This window comes from Paenibacillus sp. LS1, assembly GCF_026013365.1.
Lineage (GTDB): Bacteria > Bacillota > Bacilli > Paenibacillales > Paenibacillaceae > Paenibacillus.
In genome coordinates, this window is the sequence record NZ_JAPDOE010000001.1 from 1,981,628 (window position 1) to 2,000,195 (window position 18,568).

At 41.8% G+C, this 18,568-nt stretch carries 13 protein-coding genes and 1 pseudogene; 6 read left to right on the top strand and 8 right to left on the bottom strand.

Annotation, left to right across the window (positions count from 1 at the left end):
* Nucleotides 1-22: 22 nt before the first annotated feature.
* A complete protein-coding gene (locus OM416_RS08605) occupies nt 23-3,799 on the bottom strand; it encodes an AAA domain-containing protein (RefSeq protein ID WP_264928473.1) in 3,777 nt (1,258 codons plus the stop codon).
* 329 nt (nt 3,800-4,128) lie between these two features.
* Between OM416_RS08605 and OM416_RS08610 the strand changes: the two genes are divergently transcribed.
* From OM416_RS08610 to OM416_RS08625, 4 genes are all read left to right on the top strand, one after another.
* Complete coding sequence (locus OM416_RS08610; protein ID WP_264928475.1) at nt 4,129-5,508, top strand: hypothetical protein; 1,380 nt, start codon at nt 4,129-4,131, stop codon at nt 5,506-5,508.
* Nucleotides 5,509-5,532: 24 nt separating this feature from the next.
* Complete coding sequence (locus OM416_RS08615) at nt 5,533-5,874, top strand: hypothetical protein (protein WP_264928477.1); 342 nt, start codon at nt 5,533-5,535, stop codon at nt 5,872-5,874.
* Between the two features lie 188 nt (nt 5,875-6,062).
* On the top strand, nt 6,063-6,674 hold the full coding sequence (locus OM416_RS08620) for a TetR/AcrR family transcriptional regulator (RefSeq protein WP_264928479.1): 612 nt from the start codon (nt 6,063-6,065) through the stop codon (nt 6,672-6,674).
* A 426-nt stretch (nt 6,675-7,100) separates the two neighbouring features.
* Nucleotides 7,101-8,423 carry an amidohydrolase family protein gene (locus OM416_RS08625; RefSeq protein ID WP_264928481.1) on the top strand — a complete coding sequence of 441 codons (1,323 nt, stop codon included), beginning with the start codon at nt 7,101-7,103 and terminating at the stop codon, nt 8,421-8,423.
* Between the two features lie 25 nt (nt 8,424-8,448).
* Here OM416_RS08625 and OM416_RS08630 read toward each other — a convergent pair whose 3' ends face one another.
* Together OM416_RS08630 and OM416_RS08635 are read right to left on the bottom strand one after the other, a co-directional pair.
* Entirely contained in the window at nt 8,449-8,706 is a 258-nt protein-coding gene (locus OM416_RS08630) for a type II toxin-antitoxin system HicB family antitoxin (RefSeq protein ID WP_264928483.1), read from the bottom strand.
* A gap of 120 nt (nt 8,707-8,826) precedes the next feature.
* Complete coding sequence (locus OM416_RS08635; RefSeq protein WP_264928485.1) at nt 8,827-9,420, bottom strand: YdeI/OmpD-associated family protein; 594 nt, start codon at nt 9,418-9,420, stop codon at nt 8,827-8,829.
* 261 nt (nt 9,421-9,681) lie between these two features.
* On the opposite strand from OM416_RS08635, the gene OM416_RS08640 reads away from it, so the two are divergent.
* Both OM416_RS08640 and yidD read left to right on the top strand, forming a co-directional pair.
* On the top strand, nt 9,682-9,903 hold the full coding sequence (locus OM416_RS08640; protein ID WP_017686982.1) for a hypothetical protein: 222 nt from the start codon (nt 9,682-9,684) through the stop codon (nt 9,901-9,903).
* Between the two features lie 295 nt (nt 9,904-10,198).
* On the top strand, nt 10,199-10,426 hold the full coding sequence (yidD, locus tag OM416_RS31905; RefSeq protein ID WP_413775770.1) for a membrane protein insertion efficiency factor YidD: 228 nt from the start codon (nt 10,199-10,201) through the stop codon (nt 10,424-10,426).
* A 42-nt stretch (nt 10,427-10,468) separates the two neighbouring features.
* On the opposite strand, the pseudogene OM416_RS08645 reads toward yidD, so the two are convergent.
* The 5 genes and pseudogenes from OM416_RS08645 to OM416_RS08665 all read right to left on the bottom strand — a co-directional run bounded on the left by OM416_RS08645 (nt 10,469) and on the right by OM416_RS08665 (nt 18,453).
* Nucleotides 10,469-10,937: pseudogene (locus OM416_RS08645) on the bottom strand (EVE domain-containing protein).
* The gene (locus tag OM416_RS08650; RefSeq protein WP_264928489.1) at nt 10,934-11,500 is read right to left on the bottom strand and encodes a DinB family protein; all 567 of its coding nucleotides are present in this window, start codon (nt 11,498-11,500) and stop codon (nt 10,934-10,936) included. Before OM416_RS08650 ends, OM416_RS08645 begins: the two are co-directional and overlap by 4 nt.
* Before the next feature lie 67 nt (nt 11,501-11,567).
* A complete protein-coding gene (locus OM416_RS08655; protein WP_264928491.1) occupies nt 11,568-12,515 on the bottom strand; it encodes a helix-turn-helix transcriptional regulator in 948 nt (315 codons plus the stop codon).
* Between the two features lie 221 nt (nt 12,516-12,736).
* The gene (locus OM416_RS08660; RefSeq protein WP_264928493.1) at nt 12,737-16,276 is read right to left on the bottom strand and encodes an S-layer homology domain-containing protein; all 3,540 of its coding nucleotides are present in this window, start codon (nt 16,274-16,276) and stop codon (nt 12,737-12,739) included.
* Between the two features lie 596 nt (nt 16,277-16,872).
* Complete coding sequence (locus OM416_RS08665; RefSeq protein ID WP_264928496.1) at nt 16,873-18,453, bottom strand: leucine-rich repeat domain-containing protein; 1,581 nt, start codon at nt 18,451-18,453, stop codon at nt 16,873-16,875.
* Nucleotides 18,454-18,568 lie beyond the last annotated feature (115 nt).

The following is an 18,568-nucleotide window of genomic DNA, read 5'->3' on the forward strand; positions in this document are numbered from 1 at the left end:
TCCTTATATGAATTTATTCGCCTTACTTCAACTTCACCTGAATATATCTTTCCTTTAAATATTGAATCATTCGATCTTCTGTGACCAGACAGCTTACCTCATCACGCTTATTCTTTTTATTCTTGCCAGATTTGGCTAACCAATTATGTGATCCGAGGAACAGATAACGATCATCTACCAAAAGAATTTTAGAATGGATCGGAGGGATATATTGGAGTGATTCTCCCATCACATCTTTCAGGTTAGAGATCGAAATAACAATTTTATCGTTCCCACCAAACGAATTATCTTTCTCTACAATTCCCGGGATATGATCCAATCCGACTGCTTTACCACCTTTATATCCAAATCCGATTCTCACTTCCACCTGCTTCCTTAACGCTGTCTGAACCAACTCTACGAACTCATCATTAACTACAGACGACATAATCCAAGGTGAGAAAATAACAACCGATTTGGTTGCATGACGTAAAGCTTCCATTAACAACAAGTAATGATCTCTCGGATCGAGAATGAGACGCTCAGGCAGATGTTCACGAATGTATACGGAGAACGGATCAAGCAAGCCTTGAGAACCTTTTGAAGAATCGATATAAAGACTGAATGCCATTGCATCCATATCCTCAGCAATCGTGTGGTATTTCTCTTCTAGCGGACTTATACACACCCCATTTTCTTTGATAATTTCGAATACATTATTAAGATGGTTCTGTTTGAGCTCAGAGATCACTTCGATGTTACCTACCAACACAAATTGTTCCTTAGCCCGAGACAGTGCAACATTAAGTAAGTTAGTGCTACCTCCAACAAAAGATGCAATTCCCGCTTGTTTCGAACTATCAATGACCGAGCTAAAAATAATAATCTTCTTTTCCTGCCCTTGGAAGGCATGCACAGTTCCTATATCTACACCTGGAATCTCCTTTTGCAGCTTATCCTTCTGCTTCGTGAAAGGTGTAATAATACCTATGTCCTTCTTATTCACCCCGTATTGCTCTACATAAGTCTCAACCAACCTCTGACAGACTCTAACTTCGGACATATTACTATGTGTCCTAATGTTCTTTAAGCCCCTCACATCTACCGCAACGAGATTATTACCAAACAATTTATCATGATTGTCCTGATTAACAACAGTCAGAATTCCACCATATACATGTCGATTAGAAAACTGCATGATACTTTTTTCGCATCTGCGATGTTCTGTAAGAATTAATCCTTTTCTTTTATCGTAATGATCCCACTCGTAAATATCTGAATTTCGGTCAATATAACTCTGTGCACTATTGCGCTGTACACAAATCTCCTCATGATATTCCTCAGCAATTGCTGGTATTTCATCAATCACATTAGTTTTCAAAAGCCTTACGGGTTCTAATTGTTCGATATCTCCTACAATAACCGCTCTCTGAGATCTATATAGAGGACTACTTAAATAATGCGGCATAATCTGACCTGCTTCATCCACAAGCAGTGTATCAATAAGTCCCGGTAATAATTGAAATGTTCTTTCTCCAAATGAATGAAGCGTTGACGTGACTACAGGAAAGCATAAGAATAGAGTGTCCCACAGTGCCTTAATACCTTTGCTGAATTCCCTGTCGCGCTTATTTCCTTCACTATAAAGTGGTTGGAACCACATCCCCTGACATACCATTCTAAGATTGTGCAAAACTTCCTCCGCATGTAATTTCACATATTGCTCTGTTACGCTCAATGAGCGCTGAAAGAGTTCATGCCTTTTTTCCAGAACAACTCGATCCGATGCAAAATCAAATGTGCTATATTTTGAGATATTCTTGAATCCCCACTTAATAGCAAGCTCTTTCTCCAACGACAAAAATGCTTCAAGTTTCCCTATGACCTGACCAAGAAACTGGATAGTTTCATTACAGCTTAATTGCTGTTGCTCCAGTTCGTACAGTTCCCCCTCCAAAGTTACTATCTCTGCTATCTGGCAATCTTGTTCAGATTGTTTATGAAGCAATGCCGCTCTAAGTTCAGCTTCTTCTTTTTCCTTCTTCTTAATCAACTGATCCTCAATATAGCTTTCGGAAATATGCTGTTTGAGAAACGCTCTACGTTTCGGTAATAGCCACCCTAACCAAGCTTTCTTATTCCATAATCGAAACTTCTCCAACGTTTGATATCCTTCTTTAATCGCTTCAGCGCATTCCGTTAGGTCTAATTCTCTAGATTCTAGTTGAATCTTTAAGTCTCTATTATTTTGTTTCCCTTTATAAATGGCCCTTTTTAAAATCATATTGGAATTCACAATATCATTAAGTTGACCATTCATAATTTCTAAATCTGATTGATAGGAAGACAGATCACTTGCAGGATCGTTCAATACTGTGTCTTGAACGGCAAAATAACGAATTAATTCCTCTTTAGCAGCACTCCATTGCTCAATACCCTTATGTAGGTGTTCCAATTCTTGATATGCAGAAATAAATTGCCCTCTTACTGTTCCATCCATGTTCTCAGTTTTAGCTTCTTCCAGTCCTCCAATGAAATCTGGAACAAACTCTGTAGTAAAAGCCGTTTTATTCGTCGCATTACCCAGCCTTGCACAAAAGACACCTTTTGTTTCTTCTTTCCCTTTTTTCCTTTTAACAAACTCCTCAAAGTAAGATACTTCCTTGAGTAATTCCATACCAATATTATCTACAGCTTTATTGTTGGTACTCGTGAGCACCATAGAGAAAGTTCTAGCATCTATCTCGAAAGGAATTCGATATAACTCTTTACTTCTCTCTTTCAGTTTCTCCCATGGCTTATCCCACAGATCTATCAGAGTTTTTGCCTTCATTACCATGTTATCCGCGAATATTTCTTTGAGTAATGTACTTTTCCCCGTCCCTGGTGGCCCATTCACTGACAATAGAGAGTGATTGTTAACAGCTTCAATAACATGCCACTGTTTCTCGTTAATCGGATATTTATCCGTGTAACTCCCACGATGAAAATATTGACCTGATTTTTCTTTGACATATGCTTTAGTGCTTTGACCACCCGTTAAATATGTATTTAGAGATTCAGGTAATGGAAATTCTTCTGTCGTAAGTTCAAGAATACGTTCTATTTCTTTTTGGAAGATCGGCCTAATCATTTCCTCCAACATTTCAAATGTCACAAAAACTTGCGCTGGCATCTGCCAACCTTCATGAGTCTTGAAGTCGTCTATATTTTTATGGTATTTTCTTTTCAACTCTTTATTGAGAATCTTTAAAATTTCATACATATCTTTCTGTTGAGAATAAACATTAGCATCCATCAGTTCAAGCAAATTTGCTTTTTCAATGTCTCCAACTTCAAATGTAGAATTATTCGTTAACTTGGCAACAATAATCCCCAAACTCTCACGGTTGATATAAAACTGTTCCACCTTCAATTTCTTTTCTTCTATACGCCCAATAAAAGTGATTAATGGTTTGGTTGAAGTCTCTTTTCTTGTCGTCTTTTTCAACAGTGGGTAGCAAACCGTTATGGGACTATCTAACAAGTTAGAAATGAATTGTTCCGAATTAGTCCTGTTATCCGTAAATTTAAAGGGAACTCCTGACAGGAATTCCTCTACCGACTTCATACCAGAAACAACAAGTTCAATCTCACTGTTCAGTTCATCTTCTATATATGTTCCTTTACTCAAATGACCTTTAATATCAGGGTAAGACGTTATTTTCTTGAATATATCTATCTTTCTCTTCTGATGAACTATTTGTTCCATCCGGACAGGATCATTCAGAATTTCACTACTGAATAGTTCTCCTTCTACTTGACTCAATGAGTTTCCCATCAGAGCTGTTCTCTTTTCATATTCAACGAAGTACCGCAGTACATTCCTACTATCTAACACTTAATCGCCTCCATTAATAACCATATACCTTCATTACCACACTTATTATATACGATTTGTTAAATATAGGACATAAGACTCTTACCTTTTCTGAATTACATCTAATATCTATATTGCACGTCTATTTGAGCATTATGTTAACTAGGACAAATGCTTCATTTTTCATTTGCATATTTTACTTCTTTTCGCTATAAGAAAGATCGCATATTATTGTAAAAATTTAGATTTAGGAGTTTATCCCCTTCATTTATTACAAAATTATGAATTTAATGATTATTATTCAACTTTTACTCACTGGTTTCCGTTTACATTATCGAGAGGGGAAAAATCAAGAAGATTCTTATCGTAATCATTTAAAATTTGGAGGGATTGATTTGAAAAAGATTTTCTGTTCACTTACTGGATTTTTGTTAGTGTTTACGCTGTTTTTTTCAGTTACCGGCATATCATATGCTGATCAGAACAACTTAACTTCTGAGTTTGACTCCAACAAAATGGTAGATGTTATTACTGCAAAGAAAGCGGCGGCTTCCTTAGTATTAGATGAGATTTCTTTGGGTTCTGCGGATGTGTGGACAACAGATACACTCACAGCAGATGTGGAGTATGTATATGACCCTTCTGGCAATCATGTGGCATATCAAGTTTCGTTAATTGGGGAAGCAGGCCAACCCCAAGGCTATGTCATTGTAAGTGCTTTTCTAGATGAAGAACCTATTCAAATGTGGACAACAGAAGGAAGTTCCATCGTAGAAGATTTGGACCAAAAAGAAATTCAATCTCTTGCCTCTAAAGCAAATTTAAGCACAAGCACAATTATTGACCAGAAGTTGGTATGGTATGGTGGAACAAAGCTTTCTCTAAAAGTAATAAATAGTGAAACACCAGACTTTGTAATTGATGACACTTATCACATTTCTACCGAATTACCAAAAGATGAGTATCCAATACCTGTTGAAAGTAATCATCCTAACAGGGAAAAATGGGAGACGATTAAAAACATAACGATTATGAGCCCAGGACAAAGTAACCCAAGCAATGGTGTGACTAATATCGATCCAAGTACTTGGGAAACGGGATATAACAGCATCGATAAATTTTATGTCTCTGGAGTTACTAATCAGAAACAATGGACCTATGCATCAGGACAGTATACTGGTTGTTCACCTACAGCGGCCTCAAACATTGTAATGTGGTTTGCAAAAAGTTATCCTTCTTTAAATCCTACAAATAACCAAAGAGACATAGTTATGTCTTTAAGAAAAGAGATGGGAACTACACAGACCAGTTCGGGTGAGGGTCTAACTGACTTTTATAATATAGACGATGGACTGCAATCCTATTTCAGAAAAAATGGAAGACCTAATGCTGAAGTACAAAATGGCCTCTTGCCCGATTACGACATTTGGAAAATGAGAATTAAATATAAAGGAGGTCAACCTACGCTTCAAAGTTACTGGAGTCAAGATTATTTTGGTAATCACACCGTTACTGTCGTTGGTTATAAAGAATTCGTGAGAGGAACCTTCCAATCCAATTCAAAATACCTTGTTGTAAAAAACAATTGGAGTAACGATATTGCTTCCGATTTCTACGTCAAATACGGAACTTGGAACACTAACATTGTTACCTGGGTTGTAACACCATAGTCGAAACTCAAAAGGAGATCAAGAATGATGAGAAAAAAAAGAATATTAATAGGCATTTTTACGCTGGTTGGCTTATTACTACTCAGTGAATTATTCCTTTGGTCTTCGGGAAGAGTTGGATTATTCAATACAGCAAACAGAATTTTCTCTGGTGCACCTAATGTTGAAGTACAAGGAAATAAATTATCTTATCAAGGAACAGTTCATTCTAGTCCTTCCGATCTGGATGAATATGCATCAAGTGATGAAGGTGAAGTCCTTTACAAGGCGAAAGGCACACCACTAAACCCACCATGGATTTATGTAAAAAAAGATTCGAACACTTTTTTTCGTTATAAAACGCCACAGGTTCCTTGGCGCATGTAATCTACCCAAGCAATCAAACTCATACTTCCCTCTCAATTATGATTAAATTTAAAAGACAAGAGCACCAAAACGGTGCTCTTGTCTTTTATTCATTCTTTTTCCCTTTGCACTCTCTCTCATTGACACCCCCCTCAAAAAGGTCTAACCTAATAACGAATAATCCATTCACTTTTAAGGAGTCGTTCCCTATGGTGCAAGCCAAGAAAGACGAAGTCAGGAAAGAGATTGAATATGCGGCGCTCAAAGTTTTTTTTGAAAAAGGCTATGTGGATGCCAAGATGAGCGATATCGCGAATGAGATCAATATTTCCGTGGGCAATATCTATACTTATTTTAAGAACAAGAAAGAACTATTCTACGCCGTCGTGCCGCCGGATCTGGTGGATTATCTGAAAAATGTGCTGGTGGAGACGATTCACTTTGATAACCAGACCTTGTTCGAGGAAACGGATAGCGAGCGGAAGTCGGCGCTGTTGCAGGAACAGGTGGATGTGTTACGTAAATACCGGAATCAGATTGTAATCATCTTCGAAAAGAATAAAGGAACCATCTACACCAACGCCAAGAATGAACTTGTTGAGCTGATGATCGAGACCAAAAAGGCATATCTGAAGAACCAATATAAACGATATGAGATTGGCACTGAAGAGAATTTGATCTTACTGAACATCCTCGCACACAACGTGATCGACATGAACCTGGATCTATTGAAGCGGGATATGAGTGAGGACAGCCGGAAGCAAATATTCGAAGCGTTGTATGTATACAGATTGTACGGTATCAAGAGCCTCAACGAATAACGCTCCCTCTCATTATTTATGCCGTGCAGACAAAGCGTGCAGATCAGATCAACTTCACTTGGTTTGCACGCAAAAAAACACTAACATTAAGTTACTATATTTTTTTGGCCCAAAAGTGAATTTATAATTCATTTTTTAAGACGAATAGCTACCATTTACCAAACTATTTAAGTTGAACCAATATTTACACGATAACGGAGAGGACAGAAATAACCAGAGGAAGCGAAGCGTTCGCCTGAAAGCTTTCTGAAAGAAAGCTACATCGGAAGCATAAGCTATCACCGGATTTCCCCCTAATAAGAGGGTATCAAAAAAATCAGGGGATAACAGCGATCCGAAGGTTGTTCTGTCATCGGAGTGACAAGTGTACATACCCATCATTCAACTTATATAGCTCCACCCCCACATTCTAAGGAGGAACACAACATGAACACCGCTTATGCTTTGAAAAACGTCAATCTGATCCACGGAGATCTGAACCGCGATCTGCAAAAAAACATGACGATTCTCGTCAATGAACAAGGACTTATTCAGGATATTGGCAAAGATAACGAACTACTTATCCCTAGTCACTACACAACAATCGACCTCTCAGGGAAATACGTAATGCCTGGATTGATTAACGCCCATGTACACCTCTTTGCAGATGGTAAACCGTTCAGTCTCTCGGTCAGTGAAGGTTTGTTGCAGTTTGCCTATGATCGGATATTGAACACCAAGTTTGGTAGAAACGTATTGAAAAAACGTATGAAACGTAACGCGCTGACTGCACTCCATTCGGGTGTGACAACGATGCGCAGTGTGGGCGAATTCTTTTACACGGACGTCCAGCTGCGGGATGAGATTAACAACGGTGACTTTGTCGGTCCCAATTTGCTAGTATCCGGATTTTTCCTGAGTATCACGGGCGGACATGGTGCTCCCTTTCTCGCTCTGGTGGGGGATTCCCCGTGGGAAGCACGAAAAAATGTACGCATCAATGTGAAGCACGGCGTGGATCTGATCAAAATCTGTGTGACGGGCGGCGTGACAGATGCGAAGATGGTGGGCGAAGCTGGACGTTTACAGATGACGGTCGAGGAAGTTGCGGCGATCTGCGATGAAGCGCATAAGATTGGTTTGCGGGTGGCAGCGCATGTGGAGAGCACGGAAGGCGTACGGGTTGCGTTACAAGGTGGCGTCGATACGATTGAGCACGGTTCGGAGATGGACGACGAAATCATTCATTTGTACAAAAATAATCCCAATGCCCTGAATGGCTACACCGCACTCATCCCCACCCTGCAAGCCGCTTATCCATCCGCCTCACTAGATACCAGCGTAACAAAGGTAAGTGCAACGGTGAAAGAGAACTCCAGACTCGTCTACGATTCAATGCTTAAGGGCGTCAAGCAAGCGATCGAAAACGACATCACCATTGGTATCGGCACTGATGCCGCCATGCCTTACGTGACTCACTATGATATGTGGAGAGAGATGGACCACTACATGAGACAGGCTAACCTGAACAACAAACAGGTCATCGACATGGTGACCCGAACCAATGCGAAGATCCTCGGCGTTGATGATGTTACAGGGACGGTGGATATCGGAAAACATGCTGATCTGATTATCATAGAGCAAAATCCGCTAGAACATATCGAGGCCTTGTCAGACATCTCTATGGTCATGGTCAAAGGAAATCTAATTCAAACACCATCTGTCACAAGAATCAAAGAAGTCGACGATGTTCTAAACTCAGTTTGGTGAATCAGATATGAGAACATAGAATTCATCAATTATACGTAACACTTGCTTCAATTAAGTACGCTTTATCTTTAAAGTTCAATAATTCAGGCATTATGCTTTGAGGTGGCGGAATATCTTCAACAGGTTCTCCATCCAAAAATAATTCAAGTGCTTCTTTCGCCATTACTAATGCTTCATCAACTGAATCGCCACAGGTAATACATCCAGGCAGATCAGGAAATGTAACATTAATTCCATCCTCAGCAAAATTAAAAATTGCGTAGTATTGGTAAGTTCGAATCATATGGGATACTCTCCTGTTATCTAAACTTTTAGCAAAAACGGCAAAAAGCCTTTCGGATTATATCTAAAAGGCTCTCAACTCGTTTAACTTTTAATTTCCCTCAAATTTATTGTTTTAAAATTAATCATTCAATCCTTTGCCCTCCAGGATCGGCTGCATGTACTTCTCGATTCGTGACACTTTTGTCTTGGATTGCTTCGGTTGTGAGAAATAATAGAGATATGCCCGTTGCCGTCCGGGTGTCAGTGCTTCAAATGCATCCCGGAAAGCAGGGTTCTCATCAAACTGCTGCTGAAGTTCCTCAGGAACGCTATATTCGGCAGTTTTTTTCATTTCCACCTGCAATCCGGCCTGTTCCACTTCAATTGCTTGCTGGATATGGGCTTTGATCATAGCCTCCTGCTCCACAATCTGCTCCAGACTGGTAAAACGAAGCTGACGCTCTGCCTGTACATTCTCCGTTTGCTGGACCAAAATGCCGTGTGTATCCTTCAGCAGAGCACCTTTGAAGAATAGAATGGCTACGTACTCTTTGAATCCATGGATCAGGACGATGTTTTTCCCATCGAGCATATAACAAGGGTGCATCCATTTCATATCCTCTGTCAGGTCAAAATCCCGAATAATCTCTCTCAACTTTGTGGACTCTTCCTGCCACGTTTTGAGTTTTTTTAGATAGCCGTCAACTTTGCGATTCCCACTTGTATCCGTCATGGAGAAATACCTCTCTTTATCTTATGTTCTTATAGGTTCAATTGTACTGGTTTTCAGTGGATTGTACAGCGTTGCTTACAGAGCTTTTATTGACTTTTTCACTTGAATTTAAACCTTAATCGCAACAAAGACCATCCTGTTAGATGGCCTATATTTTAATCCAATCTCATCTAATAAGTTTCAATCGACAGTTCATCATACCCATAGTAAAATAATGGAATGCCTATTGCCATAATTCCAACATACGAAAGGATGATTTAAATGAGAGAGTACACAGTTGTTCCAGGTCCCAAAAATGTTCAAGTAAACCGAGGTGATACTCAGGCTGCTGTTAATTTATTTGCCGATATCATCAATCACAAAGCACAATCCGGATGGATCTATCAATCCATGGAGTCGCTATCCGTCACTGAGAAACCCGGTTGTCTTCAGCAACCTGTTACAACGCATCATTATATGCTGATTTTCTACAGAGAGATTTAATAATAATACAACAATCATGAGAAACTCAGAACCTGAGGAACTGATATATAATAACATGCCATCCGAAGAAGAACTTATTAGACTCTTACATACACATCATGAAGAAAACGATCCTCGAAGCAGTTTCTATATAAGAACTCATGTTATTCCAGAAATCGATTGGTTGAAGTCTTTGCTTAACGTTACACTTGCATTATTCACAGGGCTAATCATCTCTATGATTTGTTTTTATCTCTTGAATCCATTCATTCCAGTATATGCTTTACTGAGTGCCCAGATTGTTTTCATAGCAAGTATGTTCTTCATCGTTCTACGACGTGTTAGAGAGATCCTAATATGGAGTATTAGAATTTATCAACGTTTTGCCCCTATTGAGGTGAGGAACAAATGTCGTTTTGAACCAAGCTGTTCTGTGTATATGATTCAAGCCATTGAGAAATACGGGGCGATTAAAGGTCTTTCCTTGGGCATTCATCGTCTTCGTAGATGTAATATCAACGGTGGCGGATATGATTATCCATAAAGCAAAAAGGTCCATAGACAATCTATGGGCCTTTTGGTTTGGTTAACATTTCAGGCTTAAGCTAATATCCAGTAGTGACCGTGCCTCATCTTCCAACATCGAAGAAGCGATCATCATGAAGTCTTCAGCCCCAATTTCAAAGTGACCTTTACGAAACGGAAACCCCCAATTGCGATTCCCGCGTGTAAAAGTGAGACGGTCTAACAACGTTGCGATCTTTACTTCTCGACATGGAAGATAACGGAGATCTCGGCGAAAGGGTATAAAGGATTCCGACATCTGATATTGGTAGACCCTGTCGTCGATAATCTGACCAATGGCGGTAAACGCCTGAAGTGGCTTTCCAGTTGATATGTCTAGAGTAGTATATCATCCAATCACCCGCAGACATCTGTCGCAACATTGCTGACTTGCCATGGCATAGCTGCGCAAACCCTCCCTCTACGGCTACATTCACATGAGAACCAGATACAACGCCAATCCAATATCTAGTATCCTGATTTGGTTTCATTGATACACCCCATTCCCTTCTCTCGTATACATTTCCAGATTCGATATCAATCGATCCAGTTGTAAAAAATGATGTCTGTAGTGCATCTCTATCAACAAAAACCACTCCTGAGCGTTTAGAGCGCCAAGCCTTGGATGACGTATTTTGTTGTTTACCGATGCTTGGTATACAAGAGGTTCTGTACTTCTCATCCGTTCCACGACCATGTGAAGACCATCGATTAACGAATCCTTGCTCTCGGGTGGTTGCGGGGTGTACTGAGGGGAAGCAGGAACCTTTACGGGAATAGGAGGGAATTGTCCTAATTCAAACACTTGCCTACCCAGTTCTGTTTTTTCCTCATCCGAGTTTAATGTTGAATCCCCGCTGCTCAAACACTGCTCAACATTATGAAGATGCATGAAAAGCGCTGATTGAATCAGATGTACATACATCTGTCCAATGGACCATTCCTCTTCACTTTGTTTTTCAAGTAAACTACTCATATCCAATTTGTTCAGTTCTGCCAAATAGCGTTCTACTGCCGTTTCCAATGATTTCAATACTTCCGTTGTACTTCTCATCCTGCAACCTTCTCCTCTTGATCTGTGATATATCAAAGTATAAAAAAACACTACTGACAGGTGTATGTCAGTAGTGTTTTAAGATATTTTTGGCTACTTCCTGCATTCGGAAGCGCAAAGACTCCGGCTCCAAGACCTCGATATCTCCACCCCATCCAAGCAAATAATGCAATATTTCCTCTGGATAGCGGACACGAAAATGAAAAATCACACCTTCCTCTTGCTCCTCAAATGCATCCATATAAAAATGAAGGGCCTCCATAACTTTGTCAGCGACTTCAGGTTTGGCCGTGATTAGTACTTGTTCGTTACGGTCGTCAGGAGGTCGATAACTGTTTAGATCAAAGTCCGACGGCAAAAGGAACTGATCCTCCAGCACGGAAAGTTCAGTCATGCGTGACAAACGAAAATGACGGATGTCTTGTCGCAGATCACAACGTGCAATTAACACCCAATTCTCCTGAACAAGTGAGAGTCCATAGGGTGAAACCTCACGCATGTTATACCGATTGCCATCCGTTCCTGGCATTTTTTTCAGATACATAAAGCTGATTTTGCGTTGCTCCAGAATGGCATTACGTATCTGGTTAAGGTATGTTTTCACCCGCGCTCGGTTTAAAGGTTCAACCGTATGAAGCAGTCGCATCGTTTCCCGAACACGCGTGGATTCGTTACGAACGGCTTCTGGTAAAATCGCTTCAATTTTCCGTTGAGCCGACTTAGCCTCCATCGCGTATGCTGTATCCAATCTCTGTTCGATAAAATCAGCTCCCATGAGCAGGGATACCGCTTCTTCTGCGGTGAAGCTTACCGGGGGCAGAAAATATCCTTCCATGAGGGAATACCCATGACCCGGAGCTCCCATAATTGGAACGCCAGCTTCACTTAATGCCTGAATATCTCGATATATGGTACGTACACTTGTTTCGAATTGAGCAGCTAAATCTTCTGCTCTTAACATCTTTCTTCGCTGCAATTCAAGCGTAACCGCAAGCTGCCGCTCCGTTTTGTTCATTTTCTAGCCCCCACCGTTTCATCGACCAAACTTAACTCATTCTATCACAGTAACTTGCCCTTTCGTTTCGTGAATTACAGCAATGGGACGCCTTACATGCCACCCGAAGATGAAAATGTTTTAATTCAAAAAACTGATACCCCAAAAGGATATCAGTTTTTTTTATCTGCTTTACATCTACTTTATCTGCTTTATATACGGTTAATTCTCTTCGTTACTCCTCACACATACATGGCCAGCAACAAATTATAGATCATCGTCGCAGCTTCCGCTCGTGTCGTTTCACTTCCTGCACGAACCGTATGGTCTGTATATCCGCTCACAATCTTGGCCTGCACCGCGGTATCCAGTGCTTCTTGTGCCCAAGATGGCGTCTGCGATGCATCGGTGAAACTTGGTTTAACGGAGGGATTACCAGACATTCCGACTTGTGCATCTGAACTTACTTTCAGCGCATTCGCCATCATCACAGCCATCTCGGCACGCGTAATCGTCCGATCGGGCTTAAATGTGTTATCACCGTAGCCTTTCACGATTCCGGCTTGGACGGCTGCGGCAATATCCCCTTTCGCCCAGTCTGGCAGAGTGCCTTGATCTGCAAATGTCAGATCGGACTCCACGGACTTCAATGCCAGCGCCTTACTGAGCAACGTAACAAACTCTGCCCGTGTGATCTTCTTCGATGGTTGGAATGTTCCATCTGTGTAACCTTGAACCACGTTCATGCCCAACAAACGATCTGCATAGTCGGAAGCCCAGTGTCCATTCAGGTCAGACAGATTCACCGGTGTGTAACTGGACACAACGAATGTACCCAGATGATTAATATTAGCCGTTATGGTTCCTGCTGCATTCGTCTTGCCACCGATAAATACCCAGCTCTGACGAGCTTCATTATAATAGTAGATTGCAGGTTGGGTACCATTCGGCAGAGCTGCCGAATCCACATTCAGGCTTAATGCCGCCTGATCATTCAACGTTCTTCCGCCACTGCGGCTGATCTGTACAGCTTGTCCAAGTACATTCAGGGAAGCTGTATTCTGCAACTTGTCCTTGGCAACCACGGACACTTGCAACGTATCCTTGGAACCGATGGCTCCCGATGGAACATTGAATTGCACGATATCTTTCAAACCGGTTTGGACCGGCTGATTCGCTTCCACCTCAACCTTCACTTCAGTGGATGAATCTGATCCCGCATCCGGGTTGGTTGGTATGGTTGGAACTGTAGGCGTTGTTGGCACACTTGGTGTACTTCCTCCAGAATTCCCACCAGAGTTGCCTCCATTACCTCCACCTGAACCCCCGCTACCATTGCCTGAGCGGCTTTGTACAGTCACGGTACGGATAACTTCCTGTGCCGCATTACCAGCGATATCCTTCACGTTATACCGAAGGGTGTAGATTCCTGCCGCTTGTGTGTTCACCGTGCCATCCACCTGCACGGAACCACGGATGCCGACATTATCAGAAGCCTGTGCTCCAGGCTCGTTATATGTGTCTCCCACATTCAGCGTCATCTGGCTGCTACCTTGCAGGGTGATGACGGGAATCTCACGGTCTATTTTAATGACCAGAGGTAAAGTATACGTTTGTTCCAGATCATCTGTTGCTCGGAATAAAAGGTTGTGCTCTCCCAGCTCCGTTATCTCCAAAGGCGTATTCTCTGTATATGGTTCATACGTCTGCCCTCCATCACGGGACAACTCGATAATTGCGGAAGTAGCAGGCGCGTATACTGCGCTGTTTACACTAACCGTTACGGACTGGTTCGTCCATGTATCCGTGTGATAAGGCTGGCCGTCAGCGGTAGTCATGTTGCTTTTTAACACCAGCACCTGATTATTCTTGCCTTCCACAATGATAGTGAACGTTTTGGGTTGTGACTCCGTGCCACGTTGCACGGTTGCCGTCAGTTCCAGTCGCTCATTATTGTCCGGTTGCATTAGCAGTTTGCCCTCGTTATTCATTAGTTCCGGCTTGGAACTGGACCAGCTAATGGTAGCCCCGTGTTTCCCTTCAGCAGGAAGGGTAAGATCGGAATGGACCGCGCTCAGATCGCCCAGATCAATTGCTTGAAGCGTGTCAGTTACCGCCTGTGCATCACTGTAAGGTGTGGCACTCACGAAGATTGGGTTGGAGTAGAACCACAGATCGCGATAGTTGCTATCGTTAATTTGATTAAAGCGTGTCGTTGCATCAGCTGTTGTATTTTTCGGATCAAGCTGTGGTTCACCATTAACAGTCTCTCCTGTCACGTTCATGCCCAGATTCGTACCGCGCAGGCGGAAATACTTGTCCTGGTCTGTGGCTTTGATCTTGGTTGTGATGACATTATAACCTTCGGCATCTGTCGTCCAATCGCTGGATGTGAAGGTAGCCAGTACTTTGGTAGAGTCGTTGGTGTCTTTGGTATATGCGGCTGTGCCCTTCTGTGCCTTGGCTGTCACATCCCCAGCGATGAGATCGACGTGATCCACCACGGGTACTTGTCCAGCAGACGTGCCGCTGTTAATTGGTTTTTCATAGTTGTTGCTTGTCGTTGGACTCTTGAAGCGAATCTTCAGCTCTACTTCATCGCCTTGGGTCACATTAAGGTCTCCGCCCATCTCAACCTGAGCACCTGCTCCGGACGCTGTGAAGTCCAGTGCGTTGATCAGATCACCGAATACGGAAAATGATTTCCCCGAACGCAGTCCATCCAATACTGCCTGCATGCCTGTACCCTCAACCCACGAATAGGTCTTGGCATATTCGCCCGGAAAATAACCACTGGAATTCGTGCCAATCGTCTTGAAATGATAGTCTGAATTGCCATAGTTCCAGAAATGACGTCCTTCTCCCAGCAATGCATCCCACAGACCGCCCACTTTGGCGACCATATAGTCTACACCGCCGTATGTACGGTATTTGTATCCATCATCAGCGGTCGGATTGGCTACATTGTAACTTGTGTTGTACCCTCCACGATCCGGTTCCATCTGGTTACCCAGCATGCCTTCGATACCAAATACAACTTGTGGAGCCAGATCGTTGAACTCACGGAAGTCCGCGATGGTATATTTGTTTTTGCCGCGTGAAGGATGGTTGATCATCGCATAACTTGTCATTGGATAGTTCGTTGCAAGCCAGTTGATGGCAGCCAACGCATCCTGATGAGACGTGTAAGCACGCTCTCCGTTTTGATCCCATTTCGTCACGTCAGCCGCATTAAACAGGTTCGTTGCCCGATTCGTGAAACGATATTCGAATTCCTTGGCAGCATTCAGCGCTTCTGTTGAGTTCGGCTCATCCGTGAGAATTCCTACCCCAACATGTTCATGTGTAGGCATGTCCCATTCGAAACCGGAGAAGATCGTTTTACCTTCGTATTTGCCTGCATTCTGTAAAGCCTTGATCTGTGGTACCTGATATTCATTCATCCCTTGAGACATGGGTATTGGTCCACCCGAAATGTCGTTCCCGTTGTGATCTCGCTTGGATAACCGCAAATGATCCGTAAGCGCGATCCAGTCCAGCCCATATTTGGTTAAACCCGCGTCGAGCACGTCCTCCAGTGAAACCTGTGCATCATCGGACTCAAACGTATGTACATGCAAATCTCCCGTTTGCCATGAACCTGTTGCCGAGCTGTTGACTGGCGAGCCATCTCCCGCATCTGCATACGTTATCGCAACAGGGAAAGCTCCCATGACCATCCCTGTAGCCAAAGGTATAAGTGTAAGCATAGCGAGCATTTTCTTGCCTTTATTATTGAACAAAATCATCCCACCACCCGTTCTGAGTTGTTGTGTCGGGAGTAAATATAAGAGACTTTTGGGACAAGGTCAACGGGCTGGAAGTATGTATTTAAAATTTTACATATACCTGCATTCTTTCATATTCCCTTAAAGGTTTTTCTAACTTATCCTAACGAAGTTATACTCTATACTGCTCCATATTGAGGGAGTGAATCTAGGGATAACGCAGCACATAGGAGGTCATACAAAATTCAGAGTTTGTTCACGATTCAGGAAAGTTCCACCACTGCTGTGGATCATTAGGAGGAGAACTAGTGTAGGCGAAATGATGAAGCGGAGTTAATAGTGGGTTTTGTAAAAATCAGAGTGACGAGTACTTTGAGTACAGAAAAAAAGCACCCACGAATCATAGGCATAATATGCCCTGAAACCGCAGGTACTTTGAGTTGGGCTGGATTTTGTTTCAGGCTTTACATCTTTACTTTTGTGAACTGGGGGTGTGTTGTTTGTGAAATGTAGGGTATAAGGACATGCTAGCTTGCTCTTAATGTATTGAATCACTTTATATTTTGTTTTTTCTAACTCACAACTGCATAAGAGCACTTGCTGCCTAATTCTTATCGTCTTAACTTGTTATATGTCCTGCTACCTCCGTCGGCCAGAGTCCACTCCACCTCAAATCGTTTGCTTTTGATAACTGCTCTCATACTCTTGCGTGAAGCTTCCGACATTCCGCTCTCAGAGATCCTTACGTTCTCCAGTTTTGGGAACTGTTTCAGCAGAAAGCTCCAATCCTCTGTATGTACCCCTTCGACTATTAAACTGCGAAGCTCCGGCAGTTCCAACAACTGAATATTCCTAATTGGGTTAAATTTCAAGATAAGCTTCCTCAACTCTCTGAGTTGATTGAGAGGAAGAATGTCTTCGATCTGGTTATGATTTGCCCTGATCCACTGTAACTGTGGGAAGTTTATTAACGGAGATAAATCAACCAGTTTGTTATTTTCAATGTGAATGGAATCCAATCTTGTTAGATGATGTAGTCCATTTAATTTTGCAATGCTAGTCAATCCATTATCGTTGATACATAATGTTTCTACATTCTCTGGAAGGTACTTCAGCTCGTCTAGATCAAACTCCGGAGTATCACGAATGCTAAAACTTTTCAGATTTTTGGCATACTGGATTCCCTCCAGATAGTAAACGTTTCCTTTTTCATGATAACGAAATATATTCCTTAATTGAAGAAGATTAATATCCGTCAGATCCTCCTTGAAAATTTGAAGCTCTGCACGAATACTGCGTTCCAGGATCTCATCCTCGAAGAGAACTTTCGTTCCTTTTAGCCCGTTTACTCTATGGGATACCTCTGCGAAATACTCTTGTCTAGCACTCTCACGTTCGGAATACTCATACATGTACCATTGCCATTGAAAATAAATGGGTGGGATATAAGTGGGCCTTATCCATTGAATAGTCTCGTTATCAAGTATTTTCCCAATCAAAAATTGCTCATCTTCCTTAAGTAATATGTGATCATCATGACGAAAAACATTTCCTAATTCGACCATGCTTCTTGCGCTTTCATATGGAACCTCCTGTCGGTCCGTAAGGGCAGCATAGTATTGATCATATGCTCTCAGACGTTCTTTTCTCATCTCCTCTGTGTTTTCTGTATCCCATACCTCAATGAATTGAAATGTCTTCAACTTATGCTCTTCCACCACTTTTTTAAATGTGTCTGTCGCAAAAAATCTTAGATGATGGTGTTGGGGTAAACAGAACAAATGCGCATCCACTTCAATTCTCTCTGGTAGGATGTGTATGTATTCCGAGAAAAAACCATACCCCATTCTTCGTTCAACTGGATTGGTCATATCGATGAAATCCTGCATCCGATTCACCTTTACAGCGAACATGTCGTGCTCCTCATGAATCAGAGGCAGAAACTCGACGTCCTTTCCGATCAAAGGAGTCAACACTTCTTTTGCTTTTTTCGAAAACACTAAAAAAGTAATAGTATATTTAATACAATCACTCTTGTTACCTTTTCGTTTAGTCACGAATACCGGTGGCTCCCAATGTTCGCTATTTCCCTTAAAATAAGCATCCATTCGTTCATCGTCTCGCTCAAACGACTCCAGTTCAATACGCATAGATTTTTCTGCTGGAACAAGCATCCAAATTTTAATAATCATCCACTCCGAAAGTACATTGTAGTATTCCCATCCTCTTATATCGGTCACCTTTCGTTTAATCCGTAGCTTTAACACTTTACTTACAACACTTCTAATCTAGTAACTGCCGAAGCAT